Genomic DNA, 12874 nt, shown 5'->3' with positions numbered 1-12874 from the left:
AGTAATGAAAACAATCGATTTTGAAATCCGTACCTCCGAAGTGAGCGCCAGCAACAAAAAGCTGGTGGGCTATGCCGTGCGCTGGAACAGTCTCTCTGAAATTATCTGGGACGAGTTCCGCGAGCAGTTTGCGCCGGGAGCGTTTAAAGACAGCCTGGCATCCGGTAGCGATGTGCGTGCGCTGTACGAGCATAACTATACCCAGCTGCTGGGCCGCACTAAATCCGGCACGCTGGTGCTGTCAGAAGATGATACCGGGCTGCGCTTCGAGCTGACCCCGCCGAATACCCAGCTTGGCAACGATGTGCTGGAGCTGGTGGAGCGCGGGGATATCTCCGGCATGAGCTTTGGTTTCCGGGCGCTGAAAGAGGCGTGGGATATTGCTCAGTCTCCATACCTGCGCACTGTTACCGCAGCCGAACTGCGGGAGATTACCGTTACCTCAATGCCTGCTTATCCTGAGTCTGGCGTGGAAATCGCGCACCGTTCGCTTTTCTCCCAACATCCTGAACTGCGCCGCGCTGGCGATAACCGTCGCCGCTGGGCTGAATTAGCGGGGCTCTGATATGTGGAATATCTGGCCGTTTGGCCGTAAGTCTGAACCCTCTGAGCAGCGCAGCATGACCATTGATGAATTTCTGGCGATGGCAGGGATTCCAAATACCGGATCAGGCGAGTATGTGTCTGCGGGTACTGCGGAATCTCTGCCGGCGGTCATGAACGCCGTATCAGTTATCAGTGAGGCGGTGGCAACAATGCCCTGCTACCTCTACCGCGTGCGTAATGATAACGGGCGTGAGGCGCGAGAATGGCTGAGCAATCATCCGGTGGATTTTCTGCTGAACGAGCAGCCGAACGACTGCCAGACACCTTATCAGTTTAAACGCACGATGATGCGCCATTGTCTGCTGAATGGTAACGCCTATGCGGTGATCCAGTGGGGCCACGACGGCCAGCCGCAATCCCTGCACCCGTATGCGCCGGGAGCGGTTGTTCCTGAGCGTATCGGCCAGCATAAATACAAATACACCATTACTGAACCATTTACCGGGGCTGTGCGCACCTACTTGCAAGAAGAGATCCTGCACCTGCGTTACTCGACCGATGATGGTTTTCTGGGGCGCTCGCCGATCACCACCTGCCGTGAGGCGCTGGGGTTAGGTCTGGCCCAACAGCGCCACGGTGCCAGCATTATGAAAGATGGCATGATGGCGGCTGGCGTGGTCACTACTGCTGAGTGGCTCGACAGCGTGAAGGGCAAACAGGCTCTGGACGCACTGGAGCGCTACAAAGGTGCCAGAAACGCCGGGAAAACGCCGATCCTTGAAGGTGGCATGGACTACAAGCAGCTTGGCATGAGTAATCAGGATGCCGAATGGCTGGCCTCCCGTCGCTTCACCATTGAAGACATTGCCCGCATGTTCAACGTGTCGCCCATCTTCTTGCAGGAATACAGCAATAGCACCTACAGCAACTTTAGCGAAGCGAGCCGCGCATTTCTCACCATGACCATGCGCCCGTGGCTGGCGAACTTCGAGCAACAAATCAAATCTGCGCTGCTGGTGGCCTCTCCGGTTCCGGGAACCCGCTATCAGGTGGAGTTTGACTCTGCTGACCTTCTCCGCGCTACGCCAACCGAACGTTACGCCACTTATGAGCGAGGCATTAAGAACGGGATCATGAACCCGAACGAAGCCCGTGAGCGTGAGGGGATGCCGCCGCGTGAAGGTGGTGACGAATTCAGCCAGGCATGGAAGCAGGAAGTGAAGATCAGCAAAGACGGCAAGGAAGGTGACGCATGAGAGCCGGGGGGCTGAGAAGCCGCGTCACTATTCGGGTATTCACTACCCACAGGGAGCCGTCCGGTCAGGTTGTTCAGGTCTGGGAAGACGGGGAAACCATATGGGCTGAGGTTAAGGGGATCAGTGGCCGAGAGTTAATGGCGTCAGGTGCCGAGGTTGCCGAAGCGACGATCCGCGTTTGGGTGCGTTTCCGCCGTGATATTACCGCAGCCAACCGTCTGAAAGTGCTTACTGGCCCGTTTGCTGGCAGCACTCTCAATATTATCGGGCCTCCTATTCCTGATTCGGAAGGTACCCGGCTGGAAATTCTCTGCAAGACAGGAACGGAAAAATGACAGCAGAAATCACCCTGGATGAAGCAAAGCTGCATTGCCGTATTGATGATGATTACGAAGATACGTTGATACAGGCGTACATCGATGCGGCGCTGGAGGTTTGCCAGAAGCATATCGGCAAGCGGTTTGATAACGGGCTGGAGTTTACGCCAGCTATCAAGATTGGCTGTCTGATGTACGTCTCTCAGCTGTACGAGTACCGCACGACAATTGGCGACACTGACACCAAAGAGATACCGATGGCTGTCTCTGCGTTGTGGTCTGTCTACCGTGATGTGGGGGTGTACTGATGCCGTGGCAACCACTACGCCGATGTAATGAGCCGGGATGTAATAAGCGGGTGAAATCCGGCAAGTGTGATGAGCATAAGCGGGATGCCCGCCGACAAAGCGACAGCCGAAGAGGTACACGAACAGAGCGCGGTTACTCCAACCGTTGGGGCGAATACCGTCGTCATTTTCTGAAAGCTAATCCGCTGTGTGTCCATTGTCTTAAGGCTGACGTCTATACATCGGCAACTATCGTCGATCACATCATCCCTATCGAGGGTGAGGCCGATGTGCTGTTCTGGCCCGCCAGTAATCACCAGTCGTTATGCGCTGCCTGTCATGGACGGAAGACAACCACAACAGACCCGGTGACGAAGCAGCAGCGTAAAGCCGGTAAGTTCCGCGAGCAGGAAGAAGCAGCGCGTCATCGCACCGACTGGATCTATGAGGCAAACAATGACTGAGCAGGAACAGCAGCGGCTGATTAGTGGGCTGATAAAGCAGCGTGAGTCATGGCAACCAGCCAGACAGAGAGCGCACACGAAGCCCGTAGTAAAGCGCATGAGCCAGCGTGACCGGGAGCTTATGGAATGCTTCCGCAATCACTGACAGGGCGCATGGACGGGGTGGGGGAGGTTTTCAGGACAAACCCCTCTCAGCGAGGAACCACCTGCCCCCTCAAATTTTTACGCACGGTGATTTTTTTGAAAATAAAACAGACAGGAAAACAGTAAGTTATGGCAAGACCACCCAAGCCGCCCGCCTACCTTGATGAAATCGCGGCGCAGCAGTGGAAAGCAAAGGCGAAGCAGCTGGCGGAGCGCGGTGATCTGACGCCTGCCGACTGGAACAACCTTGAGCTGTACTGCGTCAATTACTCGATGTACCGCAAAGCCGTGGAAGACCTTGCCACGCGGGGATTCAGCATAGTGAACAGCCAGGGCGGTGAGAGCCGTAACCCGGCACTGAGCGCAAAAGCGGATGCCGAAAAAATTCTCATAAAAATGTCGTCGCTGCTGGGCTTTGATCCGGTAAGCCGCCGCCGCAATCCGGTGGAAACGGAAGAGGAGGACGAGCTTGACCGTCTGGAATGATTACGCAAACGCCATTAAATCGGGTGAAATTCCGGCCTGTAAGCGAGTAAAACAGGCCGTCGAGAGGTACTTTTCAGACCTGAATGACCCCCGTTATGAGTTCGATACGGCGATCGTGGAGCGGTTTATTGCCTTCTCCCGGCTCTGTCCACACGTCAAAGGCCCGCTTAGGGGCCAGCCAATCGAGCTGGAGCCGTGGCAGCAGTTCGCCTTTGCTAACCTGCTGGGCTTTAAGGTCAGGGAGTCAGGCCGCCGCAAGTACAGCAGCGCCTTTATTGAGGTACCGCGTAAAAACGCTAAATCCACCGTGGCCGCCATGCTGGCTAACTGGTTTCTCGTAATGGAGAAGGGCCAGCAGGATATCTACACGGCGGCGGTGAGCCGGGATCAGGCCCGAATCGTATTCGACGATGCCCGCCAGATGTGCCTGCTGTCCAAACCGCTGAAAAAGCGCGTCAATATCCAGGCGCATAAGGTCATTTTCCCGAAGAGCAACAGCCTGTTAAAGCCGCTGGCGGCGAAAGCGGCCACCATTGAGGGGACTAATCCCAGCCTGGCGATTGTCGATGAGTACCACCTTCACCCGGATAACGGCGTTTATTCCGCGCTTGAGCTGGGTATGGGCGCACGTCCTGAGGCGATTTTGTTCGCCATCACGACCGCCGGGAGTAACGTTGTCTCTGCCTGTAAACAGCATTATGACTACTGCTGCCAGATTCTGGCCGGGGAAGAGAGCAACGATTCGCTGTTTGTCCTGATCTACGAACTGGACGACGAAAGTGAGGTTGAGCAGCCTGAAATGTGGATCAAGGCTAACCCTAACCTGTATGTGTCCGTTGACGCGGCGAAACTGGAGTCCACCATCCAGAAAGCGCGGGGCATACCGTCGCAGTGGGTGGAAATGCTGACCAAGCGTTTCAATATCTGGTGTCAGGGCTCCACGCCGTGGATGGGCGCCGGTGCATGGGATGCCTGTGCGCTCGACTATACCGAAGACGATCTGGCCGGAATGGAGTGTTATGCCGGGTTTGACCTGTCCTCTACCAGCGACATCACTAGCGTAAGCTATGCGTTCCCGTTCGACAGGGAGATCAGACTCCTTACCCGTCATTATCTGCCGGAAGCGCAGCTGCTTAACGTCGCCAACAAAAACCGCGCCATCTACCGCCAGTGGGTGAAAGCGGGATGGATACGCACCACGCCCGGCGACTGCATCGACTATGACCGCATCCGTGACGATATCCTGCGTGACGCTGAAACATTCAATATCCGGCTGGTGGGCTTTGATACGTGGAACGCCACGCACCTGCGCACTCAGCTACAGGGAGCGGGCCTCGATGTGGAGCCGTTCCCGCAAACCTATCTCAAGTTCAGTCCTGTGGCGAAATCCTTCGAGGTGTTCGTTAACCGTAAGGTGGTGCGCCATCGTGGCGATCCGGTTCTGGCCTGGGCGATTGGAAACGTGGTGATGGAGTCCGACGCTAACGCCAACATTAAGCCCAACAAAAAGAAATCCTCAAACAAGATAGACCCGGCGGTATCTGCGCTGATGGCGTTCGGCACCTTCCAGGCCGAGCATGAGGATTTTGCTTTCGATATGAGCGACAGTCACAAAGAGCGACTGGCTTTATTTAATGGGATTTGAGCATAAAGCGTAAAGGCAGAATTATCTTGAGGTTATCAGGAATATAAAATTGCTCTAGATCACTACATTGCTGTCGTGGAATAGGAAGAGTCTGTTTTGTTGTTTATAAATGTATTGCAGGGCTTTTCCTGTTCAAACTTCTGGTGAAATATGACTGATAAATGGGCTGATTACCTTATTTCTAAAGTCCGATATAACGATAAACACACTCACATTACCCATGTGTATGTGCATGTCGATAATGGCGATACTGTTGGAGAAGGGACATCAGAAACACGGCAGTGGGTAGTGAATAAAATCGATAGCGGCTATACCTTTTACACCATTTTCAAAGGTGATGACGGTAAGTGGAAGAAAGGTCAAAAAGTGGTTAAGGACCGTGTCAACGGTACTGATTACATTACTACTAGACCTAATGGTACATCCAAGGATAACTTAGAAAACCTTCCTGAGTACTAAACACTTTGGTTACTAAAGGCATAAAGCATCAGAATTGTTCTGGTGCTTTTTTGTTTGTTCAGCCAAAGCTGTATAAACATCTGTATAAACAATAATAAAAAAGGCGCATCCCCATTCCGAGTAGCGCCTTTTTATTCAATAATATAGCTGAACTGTATCAGTTCATGCCGTATTTTTTCAGTTTCTTACGCAGAGTACCACGGTTGATACCCATCATCAGCGCAGCGCGGGTCTGGTTACCGCGGGTGTATTGCATCACCATGTCCAACAGTGGCTGTTCAACTTCAGCCAGTACCAGCTCATACAGGTCATTAACATCCTGACCATTCAGTTGAGCAAAATAGTTCTTCAGTGCCTGTTTAACCGAGTCACGCAGGGGCTTTTGAGTTACCTGGTCCTGAGAGTTAACGGTAGAAACGGTCAGTACGTCAGAATTTACGCGTTGTTCGAACATAGTTCTGTCAGCTCTTTATTTCATTACGCAAGATTTTCGAAGTATGCCTCCAACGCCTCCAGCTGTTCGCTGGCATCCTCTATGGCGTTGAATGTGCGCCGAAACTGGTCATCTGGAGCGTGCTCCTGGAGATACCAGGAGACGTGTTTACGCGCAATTCGGTACCCTTTTGCCTGACCGTAATGGTCATGCAGTTCCCGAACATGCGAACAAAGCAAGCGCTTAACCTCTGCCAGAGGCAGTGGGGCAAGCAGCTCCCCAGTGTCCAGATAATGCTGGATTTCCCGGAAGATCCAGGGTCTTCCCTGAGCTGCACGTCCTATCATCAGAGCATCAGCTCCCGTATAGTCGAGCACAGCCCTGGCTTTAAGCGGGTCAGTTATGTCGCCATTCGCGATAATCGGAATGGAAACCTTCTGCTTAACTGCCCGAATGCTGTCGTATTCAGCTTCACCATTGAACAAACAGGCGCGAGTGCGTCCATGAATGGTCAGGGCCTGAATGCCACAGTCTTCGGCCAGTTGGGCAATCTCTACACAGTTACGGTGTTCCGGCGACCAACCCGTGCGAATCTTCAACGTAACAGGAACGTCCACCGCGCTGACAACCGCCGTCAGGATAGACTTCACCTGATCGGGGTATTGCAGAAGGGCTGAACCTGCAAGCTTGCGATTCACTTTCTTGGCCGGGCAACCCATATTTATATCAATAATCTGGGCGCCACTTTCCACGTTAATACGCGCGGCATCTGCCATCTCTTCAGGCACGCTTCCGGCGATTTGCACGGTGCGGATACCTGGCTCATCAATGTGCACCATCCGAAGGCGGGATTTATCGCTTTCCCAGACCTGCGGGTTAGACGACATCATCTCGGATACGGTTAAACCGGCTCCCATCTCATAGCACAGCGTCCTGAACGGCCGGTCGGTAATACCTGCCATTGGGGCTGCGATCAGGCGATTTCTAAGCTGGTGGTGTCCGATGCGCATGAGTTAAGAAATGACCATACTGTGACTGCAAGGCGGCGTATATTACGCATTTTTTGCACGAGATGAAAGGCCAAACTTTGAACAATCCACTGTTGTAGATCAAGGAATCGCCGCTCAATTATTCCGTTAAAAATTATTCATCATTTAAATCATTGGGTTATAATTAAATGATTGTTTTATGAGCGCTTACAATTTCCCGTAACTTCTCATCATTTCTCATTAAACGCGACAGTTGAGCGGGATAATCTGCTGTTTTTCGCAGCAGATTTCCTCACTTCTTTGCGATCTCTGTCGCATTTTAGAACATGATCTCAGGGCAAAAAATGCAGATTATTCGACCACAAGACGGCCATGCAGGGCCTGTACCGGGCGATTGTTATCGTGATGCATTGTATGGGTGAATTTCTCCAACTGCTCAGCTGAGAGCGTGAGAGGGTGCTTAAGCACAATCCAGGTGACGCCTTCTGAACAAGGTGGGGTGGTCAGTGAACCGCTGAAGCGCCAGTAAGTTTTGTTGACCGGGAGCAGCTTGTTCAGGTCGAGTTCCTGATTGATGGAGGCGTTCTGTTCGGCCTGCTGAGGCATCACGCTCCACAGTTTATCAAGTTCCGGGTTCGCTGCGCCTTTATTGAACATGACGGCCACCACGGTCAGCTCACCCGCGCTATTTTTATGCACCAGATGCATTTCCATTGCGTACTTCTTGCCATGCACGGTGTTCTCGCTCGGCGCGTGAAAATGGAACTGCTGCAGCGTCCAGGCCTGGTTATCCAGCGTAATAGTGTCGCGGGTATCCGCCTTCTCACTGGCCTGAATGGTATGGCCATTGTTCGTCAGCGTCATGGGGCCATCAATGTAGTGTGTTTTCAGCGGAGAGAGATGGGCGCTAATGGTCGAATCAATATTAATCGGAGACTGATACATCCCATTTTGACAGGTTTTGTAGGCCTCATCCAGCTCACCCCAGTGTTCCGGTGAACCTTCCCCTTCGTAGCTCCAGTGTGATGCGAAAGCTGAAGCCGAGATCATACTCAGCGCAATCAGCGCTGCCTTGCCAGTAATGTGATTCATAATATTCTTCCGGTGAATTGTTGTAATTCAAATCATTATGATTTGTGTGGTTATTTTACCGGAGAAATGCGCGGGGAGAGAGGACTATCAGTGGAGGAGAGGCGTGGTCAGATGACCACGCCAAATGCTTATTTTTTACGACCGGTGATCCTGCACCACTCCTCTTTCTCTACCACCGGGTCGAGGGCGAAGAGATCCGCATAGGCTTCACACACGCTGTCGGCCTGGCTTGCCAGGATACCTGAAAGCCCCAGCAGACCGCCCTCAACGGGCAGTACGCTGATTAACGGTGCCAGTTCACGTAACGGGCCTGCCAGGATGTTGGCGACCACCACGTCGGCTTTCATGGCCGCTGGCTGCGCATCCGGCAAATACAGCTCCAGACGATCGGAGACGCCGTTACGCTCGGCGTTATCGCGGCTGGCCTGAATTGCCTGCGGATCGATATCGATCCCAATCGCTTTTGCCGCACCCAGTTTCAGCGCCGCGATAGCGAGGATCCCGGAGCCGCAGCCGAAGTCGATCACGGTTTTTCCTGCCAGATCCAGACCGTCCAGCCACTGCAGGCACAGGGAGGTGGTCGGGTGGGTGCCGGTACCAAATGCCAGGCCCGGGTCGAGCATCACGTTGACGGCGTTTTCATCTGGCACTTCGCGCCAGCTTGGGCAGATCCACAGACGCTTGCCAAACTGCATCGGGTGGAAGTTATCCATCCACTCCCGTTCCCAGTCTTTATCTTCCAGCTGTTCGATTTTGTGCACGAAACCTGCACCTAACAGTGGATGGTTTTCCAGAATCGCGACGACCTCTTTCATGTCGGTCTCGGCATCGAAAAGTCCAATGACGTCGGTATCACCCCACAGGCGCGTTTCGCCCGGCAGCGGCTCGAAGACCGGCGTGTCATGCGTGTCCTGGAAGGTGATGGAGACCGAGCCGGCCTCCATCAGCGCATCGCTCAGTTCCTCGGCGTTCGCGCCGGTTGTGTTCAGTTTTAATTGGATCCACGGCATGGCAAAACTCTTTATTTATCAGTAGAAATCATAGCGGACTGTGGGACGGGCTGACCGAAACGGTTCCCCACCACAAACGCCAGTAAACTTAGCAGTAACGAAGGCACAATAGGATGGAAGCCCAGGTACTGAATCTTAAACGTTGCGAGTACGGCATACAGCACACCGCCAACAATCATCGCGCCCAGCGCGCCTGCAGCATTGGCACGTTCCCAGTAGAGACCCAACACCAGCGGCCAGAGGAAAACGGCTTCAAGGCCGCCGAACGCCAGCAGGTTCAGCCAGATGATCATCTCCGGCGGGCGCCATGCGGCTAACAGCAGCAATGCCCCTAACACCAGAGTAATAATGGCTGACATACGCTTCAGGCGACGTTCATTTTCTACCTGCTCAGGACGCAGGTTGAGATAGAGATCTTTAATGATCGTCGCGGAGCTTTGCAGTAGCTGGGCGTTGATAGTGGACATAATAGCGGCCATTGGCGCAGCAAGGAAAATCCCGGCGGCAAATGGCGGCAGCACTTTAACCATCAGTGTCGGGATCACCAGATCCGGCACGGTAAGGTCAGGGATGACTGCACGTCCTAATGCACCCGCCAGATGCATGCCGAACATCAGGATCGCGACGACAATCGTCCCGATAATAATGCCTTTGTGAACGGCTTTGCTGTCTTTATAGGAGATACAGCGCACGGCGGTATGGGGCAGACCAATCACCCCAAAGCAGACTAACACCCAGAACGACGTCATAAATGCCGGAGAAAGAATATCATCCGCGCCTTGCGGCGAGACCAGTTTCGGATCAATAGCTTCCAGGGTTTCCACCGCATGCGTAAGTCCACCCGCAGCATGAACGATGCCCACCAGCAGAACGATCGTGCCAATCAGCATGACCATTCCCTGCAGCGTATCGTTCAGCACGCTGGCGCGGAATCCGCCAAACGCAGTATACAGCGCAATGCTTACCCCGAAGATAATCAACCCTGTCTCGTAGGGGATCCCGGCTGCCGTTTCCAGCAGACGAGCTCCACCGATAAACTGCACCGTCATCGCACCAATAAAGGCGACCAGCAGGCTCAGGCTTGCCAGCCATACCAGCAAGCGACTCTGGTAGCGTGCAAACAGCATATCGTTGAGCGTCACGGCATTATAGCGCCGGGCCAGAATGGCAAACTTTTTACCCAGAATACCCAGAGAAAGCCAGACGGCAGGCAGTTGGATCATGGCCAGCAGTACCCAGCCTAACCCGTACTTATACGCGGCACCGGGACCGCCGATAAATGAACTGGCGCTGATGTAGGTGGCCGTCAGCGTCATGGCCAGCACGACGCCGCCCATCGAACGGCTACCGAGGAAATACTCATTCAGAAAGGCGCCGGTCGCCCTTTTACGCATGGCATAAATGGACAAGCCAAATACGACCAGCAGGTATGCGACAAGCGGCAGAATGACTTCAAGCTGCATCATCGTCCTCCAGCGGAATATCCCGGTAGATAAATTTAACCATCGCCCAGCACAGCAGGATAAATACCAGCGGTACCAGCAGGCACGCCATTTCAAACCAGTGAGGCAGGCCGGTAATACCGATGTCTGAATTAGGTAAGTAAGCGGTTACCAACCATGCGGCAAGATAGAGAAGGGTCAGCCACAGCGCCCAGCGCGCTTCTTTATGGGCCTGAACAAAACGAGCGTCCATCCACTCTCCTGGATAATTCATAGTGAGAGGCGGATTGTACGCATTGCAGGGGGGATACCAAATCATTTTCTGCTGCGCCAGAAACTGGCGCAGCAATAAAGTACTTACTTCACAATGGAGAGATCGACATTCACGTTTGCCGTCCAGTCCGTTTTGTGCCAGTCACGCGCAATCAGATGAAGGACACCGGTGTAGCTGCCCTGAGGCAGAAGCGGGTTATCTTCTGCTTTATAAGTGACTCTTAAATGTGCACTTGTTCCTACGGAGCAGTTAACCGCGGTATTAACGGAATGAATATTGCAATCGCCATGGCTGTTCTGGCCACGCAGTTTCACAATGAAGGTTCTGTTACGATTATCGACAACCTGCGCATACAGTGGTGTTTCAACATCCTCAACCCAGACCAGAGAGGTAGGACCTGCTTCAGGTGTGTTGGTTACAAAAGCAATATTGAAATTTTTATCTTCAGCCGGTACTTCAATATTAGCTGGGGAAGAGCCATTCAGGCTACCGGTAAAGGTTTTCTCCACTTTATTCGGCTGAGGTAAATTCAGCGCATTAATCGCTGCAACCGCCTCTGCGGAAAGGGGAATATTCCACTGCTGGAAATACTGATTCAGATTTAAGCCGGCGATTTTACTGGCATTAAGTGTAAACCAGTCGATTTTTTTCTGGCTGCTATTAACCAGGGTTGGGTCATTCTGGTTAACTTCACGGTACGCTTTCCCCAGGGCCGGGTAAAGCTGTGGCCAGCTCGTCATCAGTTCACCAAAGAAAGACGCCCGGCGGAACACATTTTGTTCTTTAGCAAAATTCCAGGTGTGCCCGGATTTCAGCAGAGTGCCGATAGCTTGTTGATCCCAACCGAATCCGTTAAAGCCTTCATTACTGTGACAGTTCTTGATATCGGTATCGCCGAGCGTGGTGTAACATGCAGCTAAAGAATAAAGGTTGACGGTAACTTCTCCCTGGTCACTCCAGGACCATCCCATCTGGAACTGATGACCGTATTCGTGCCAGTCGAGCCAGCTCGGCGTCTCAGGGATTGAGCTGTCACCACCCACGCCAATCAGCCCTTGCCCGCTATTTGCCCAGCAGCAGCTCTGATAAGAGACGAAGAGCAAACCACGGCTAGGCTGGTGCAACCAGCTCGAGCCATCCAGCCCATCGACTTTGTCATAAGTAATGGTTCGCAGCAGGGACTGGCGGAGAGTCTGCTCTATATTTTTAGTTGCTGAGTTTTGCGCAATTGCCTGACTTGCAACGAAGCGTGTCCTGCCATCAAACATAAAGTGGTAGCCTGATGGCGTTGTGGCCTGTGCCTGCTGGCGCCACTCGGCTCTGTCATTCATACCAAAGATAAAGAGGGGGTGATACGTACCGCCGTTAACAATATCAACGGAGACGAATGTATCAATATTCTCCATTTTTTTGGTTTTATCCTGACACCCAACGATAAGCAGCGCGTTCTGAGAGAAGGTGTAGGTTGTGTCACCGTTTGCATTCAGAAGAAGCTCATTAGCAGGACCGACAATACCTTCGTAGTTAGGATCAACGGCAGCATAACAGGAAACATTTTGCGGAACATCACCGAGACGGAGGGTGACGTTTTCACCCTTGACGCCCCATGTATGCGTTAAGAAGTAATTATTACGTCCCCCGTTGGTGGTTCTGTTCGTGCCATTGCCATGAACTTCGGTGACAGGAATTTGATAGCGACCTTGTTCAGCCTCACCGTAAACTTTTAAAGTACGGTTGAGCCAGAACAGGGGGTTATTGACATTTTGTACATCATAGGTTGATGCATAAGCTGGATTGATTAAATTATTGTAGTCAATACCTAATTCATCGAGTGCTTCAGTAAATCCCGGATTATTTTTCCACTCGTCCCACATCGTTTGGTTAGTAGGGACCGTCTCCGCCGCATAACAAGCGGAAGAAACAGACGCACAGAGTAGTGCTGCGATGGAAAAAGTTTTCTTTATTCCATGTTGAAATATATTCATAGTTAAAATGTCCGTAATTAAACATGAGGTGAAGCTTGTTTAATT

At 52.6% G+C, this 12874-nt stretch carries 15 protein-coding genes; 8 read left to right on the top strand and 7 right to left on the bottom strand.

Annotation, left to right across the window (positions count from 1 at the left end; translation table 11 throughout):
- The first annotated feature begins 4 nt into the window (after window positions 1-4).
- The 8 genes from ACOTYN_RS08440 (at window position 5) to ACOTYN_RS08405 (ending at window position 5604) form a co-directional block, all read left to right on the top strand.
- Entirely contained in the window at window positions 5-565 is a 561-nt protein-coding gene (locus ACOTYN_RS08440) for an HK97 family phage prohead protease (RefSeq protein ID WP_019077813.1), read from the top strand.
- A 1-nt stretch (window position 566) separates the two neighbouring features.
- Window positions 567-1802, top strand: a complete 1236-nt coding sequence (locus ACOTYN_RS08435) for a phage portal protein (RefSeq protein ID WP_032672059.1) — start codon at window positions 567-569, stop codon at window positions 1800-1802.
- On the top strand, window positions 1799-2137 hold the full coding sequence (locus ACOTYN_RS08430; protein ID WP_001201224.1) for a phage head closure protein: 339 nt from the start codon (window positions 1799-1801) through the stop codon (window positions 2135-2137). Before ACOTYN_RS08435 ends, ACOTYN_RS08430 begins: the two co-directional genes overlap by 4 nt.
- Window positions 2134-2427, top strand: coding sequence for a head-tail connector protein (locus ACOTYN_RS08425; RefSeq protein ID WP_032660536.1), 294 nt, complete (start codon window positions 2134-2136; stop codon window positions 2425-2427). The genes ACOTYN_RS08430 and ACOTYN_RS08425 overlap by 4 nt, the downstream gene beginning before the upstream one ends.
- Entirely contained in the window at window positions 2427-2870 is a 444-nt protein-coding gene (locus ACOTYN_RS08420; protein WP_032672058.1) for an HNH endonuclease, read from the top strand. Before ACOTYN_RS08425 ends, ACOTYN_RS08420 begins: the two co-directional genes overlap by 1 nt.
- 273 nt (window positions 2871-3143) lie before the next feature.
- Window positions 3144-3500 carry a phage terminase small subunit P27 family gene (locus ACOTYN_RS08415; RefSeq protein ID WP_023326190.1) on the top strand — a complete coding sequence of 119 codons (357 nt, stop codon included), beginning with the start codon at window positions 3144-3146 and terminating at the stop codon, window positions 3498-3500.
- On the top strand, window positions 3484-5145 hold the full coding sequence (locus tag ACOTYN_RS08410; protein ID WP_332959464.1) for a terminase large subunit: 1662 nt from the start codon (window positions 3484-3486) through the stop codon (window positions 5143-5145). The genes ACOTYN_RS08415 and ACOTYN_RS08410 overlap by 17 nt, the downstream gene beginning before the upstream one ends.
- Window positions 5146-5295: 150 nt before the next feature.
- Complete coding sequence (locus tag ACOTYN_RS08405) at window positions 5296-5604, top strand: DUF3892 domain-containing protein (RefSeq protein ID WP_001547818.1); 309 nt, start codon at window positions 5296-5298, stop codon at window positions 5602-5604.
- Between the two features lie 157 nt (window positions 5605-5761).
- Here ACOTYN_RS08405 and fis read toward each other — a convergent pair whose 3' ends face one another.
- The 7 genes from fis to ACOTYN_RS08370 form a co-directional block, all read right to left on the bottom strand.
- On the bottom strand, window positions 5762-6058 hold the full coding sequence (fis, locus tag ACOTYN_RS08400) for a DNA-binding transcriptional regulator Fis (RefSeq protein ID WP_000462905.1): 297 nt from the start codon (window positions 6056-6058) through the stop codon (window positions 5762-5764).
- A 23-nt stretch (window positions 6059-6081) separates the two neighbouring features.
- Complete coding sequence (gene dusB, locus ACOTYN_RS08395) at window positions 6082-7047, bottom strand: tRNA dihydrouridine synthase DusB (protein WP_014885445.1); 966 nt, start codon at window positions 7045-7047, stop codon at window positions 6082-6084.
- 330 nt (window positions 7048-7377) lie between these two features.
- A complete protein-coding gene (locus ACOTYN_RS08390) occupies window positions 7378-8118 on the bottom strand; it encodes a carbonic anhydrase (protein WP_050863149.1) in 741 nt (246 codons plus the stop codon).
- Window positions 8119-8246: 128 nt separating this feature from the next.
- The gene (prmA, locus tag ACOTYN_RS08385) at window positions 8247-9128 is read right to left on the bottom strand and encodes a 50S ribosomal protein L11 methyltransferase (RefSeq protein WP_014885443.1); all 882 of its coding nucleotides are present in this window, start codon (window positions 9126-9128) and stop codon (window positions 8247-8249) included.
- Window positions 9129-9139: 11 nt separating this feature from the next.
- Entirely contained in the window at window positions 9140-10591 is a 1452-nt protein-coding gene (gene panF / locus ACOTYN_RS08380) for a sodium/pantothenate symporter (RefSeq protein ID WP_014885442.1), read from the bottom strand.
- Complete coding sequence (locus ACOTYN_RS08375; RefSeq protein ID WP_014885441.1) at window positions 10581-10823, bottom strand: YhdT family protein; 243 nt, start codon at window positions 10821-10823, stop codon at window positions 10581-10583. Before ACOTYN_RS08375 ends, panF begins: the two co-directional genes overlap by 11 nt.
- A gap of 104 nt (window positions 10824-10927) precedes the next feature.
- Complete coding sequence (locus tag ACOTYN_RS08370) at window positions 10928-12829, bottom strand: M60 family metallopeptidase (protein ID WP_224955178.1); 1902 nt, start codon at window positions 12827-12829, stop codon at window positions 10928-10930.
- Between the last annotated feature and the right edge of the window lie 45 nt (window positions 12830-12874).

Source organism: Enterobacter cloacae complex sp. IR5458 (assembly GCF_049238025.1).
In the GTDB taxonomy this organism is placed as follows: Bacteria; Pseudomonadota; Gammaproteobacteria; order Enterobacterales; family Enterobacteriaceae; genus Enterobacter; species Enterobacter kobei.
This window is presented reverse-complemented; position numbering and strand designations above follow the sequence as displayed.

Excerpts from the sequence above, each read along its gene's own strand:
- ACOTYN_RS08440 (WP_019077813.1), top strand. The coding sequence starts at position 5 with ATGAAAACAATCGATTTTGAAATCCGTACCTCCGAAGTGAGCGCCAGC.
- ACOTYN_RS08435 (WP_032672059.1), top strand. The coding sequence starts at position 567 with ATGTGGAATATCTGGCCGTTTGGCCGTAAGTCTGAACCCTCTGAGCAG.
- ACOTYN_RS08430 (WP_001201224.1), top strand. The coding sequence starts at position 1,799 with ATGAGAGCCGGGGGGCTGAGAAGCCGCGTCACTATTCGGGTATTCACT.
- ACOTYN_RS08425 (WP_032660536.1), top strand. The coding sequence starts at position 2,134 with ATGACAGCAGAAATCACCCTGGATGAAGCAAAGCTGCATTGCCGTATT.
- ACOTYN_RS08420 (WP_032672058.1), top strand. The coding sequence starts at position 2,427 with ATGCCGTGGCAACCACTACGCCGATGTAATGAGCCGGGATGTAATAAG.
- ACOTYN_RS08415 (WP_023326190.1), top strand. The coding sequence starts at position 3,144 with ATGGCAAGACCACCCAAGCCGCCCGCCTACCTTGATGAAATCGCGGCG.
- ACOTYN_RS08405 (WP_001547818.1), top strand. The coding sequence starts at position 5,296 with ATGACTGATAAATGGGCTGATTACCTTATTTCTAAAGTCCGATATAAC.
- fis (WP_000462905.1), bottom strand. The coding sequence starts at position 6,058 with ATGTTCGAACAACGCGTAAATTCTGACGTACTGACCGTTTCTACCGTT.
- dusB (WP_014885445.1), bottom strand. The coding sequence starts at position 7,047 with ATGCGCATCGGACACCACCAGCTTAGAAATCGCCTGATCGCAGCCCCA.
- ACOTYN_RS08390 (WP_050863149.1), bottom strand. The coding sequence starts at position 8,118 with ATGAATCACATTACTGGCAAGGCAGCGCTGATTGCGCTGAGTATGATC.
- prmA (WP_014885443.1), bottom strand. The coding sequence starts at position 9,128 with ATGCCGTGGATCCAATTAAAACTGAACACAACCGGCGCGAACGCCGAG.
- panF (WP_014885442.1), bottom strand. The coding sequence starts at position 10,591 with ATGCAGCTTGAAGTCATTCTGCCGCTTGTCGCATACCTGCTGGTCGTA.
- ACOTYN_RS08375 (WP_014885441.1), bottom strand. The coding sequence starts at position 10,823 with ATGGACGCTCGTTTTGTTCAGGCCCATAAAGAAGCGCGCTGGGCGCTG.
- ACOTYN_RS08370 (WP_224955178.1), bottom strand. The coding sequence starts at position 12,829 with ATGAATATATTTCAACATGGAATAAAGAAAACTTTTTCCATCGCAGCA.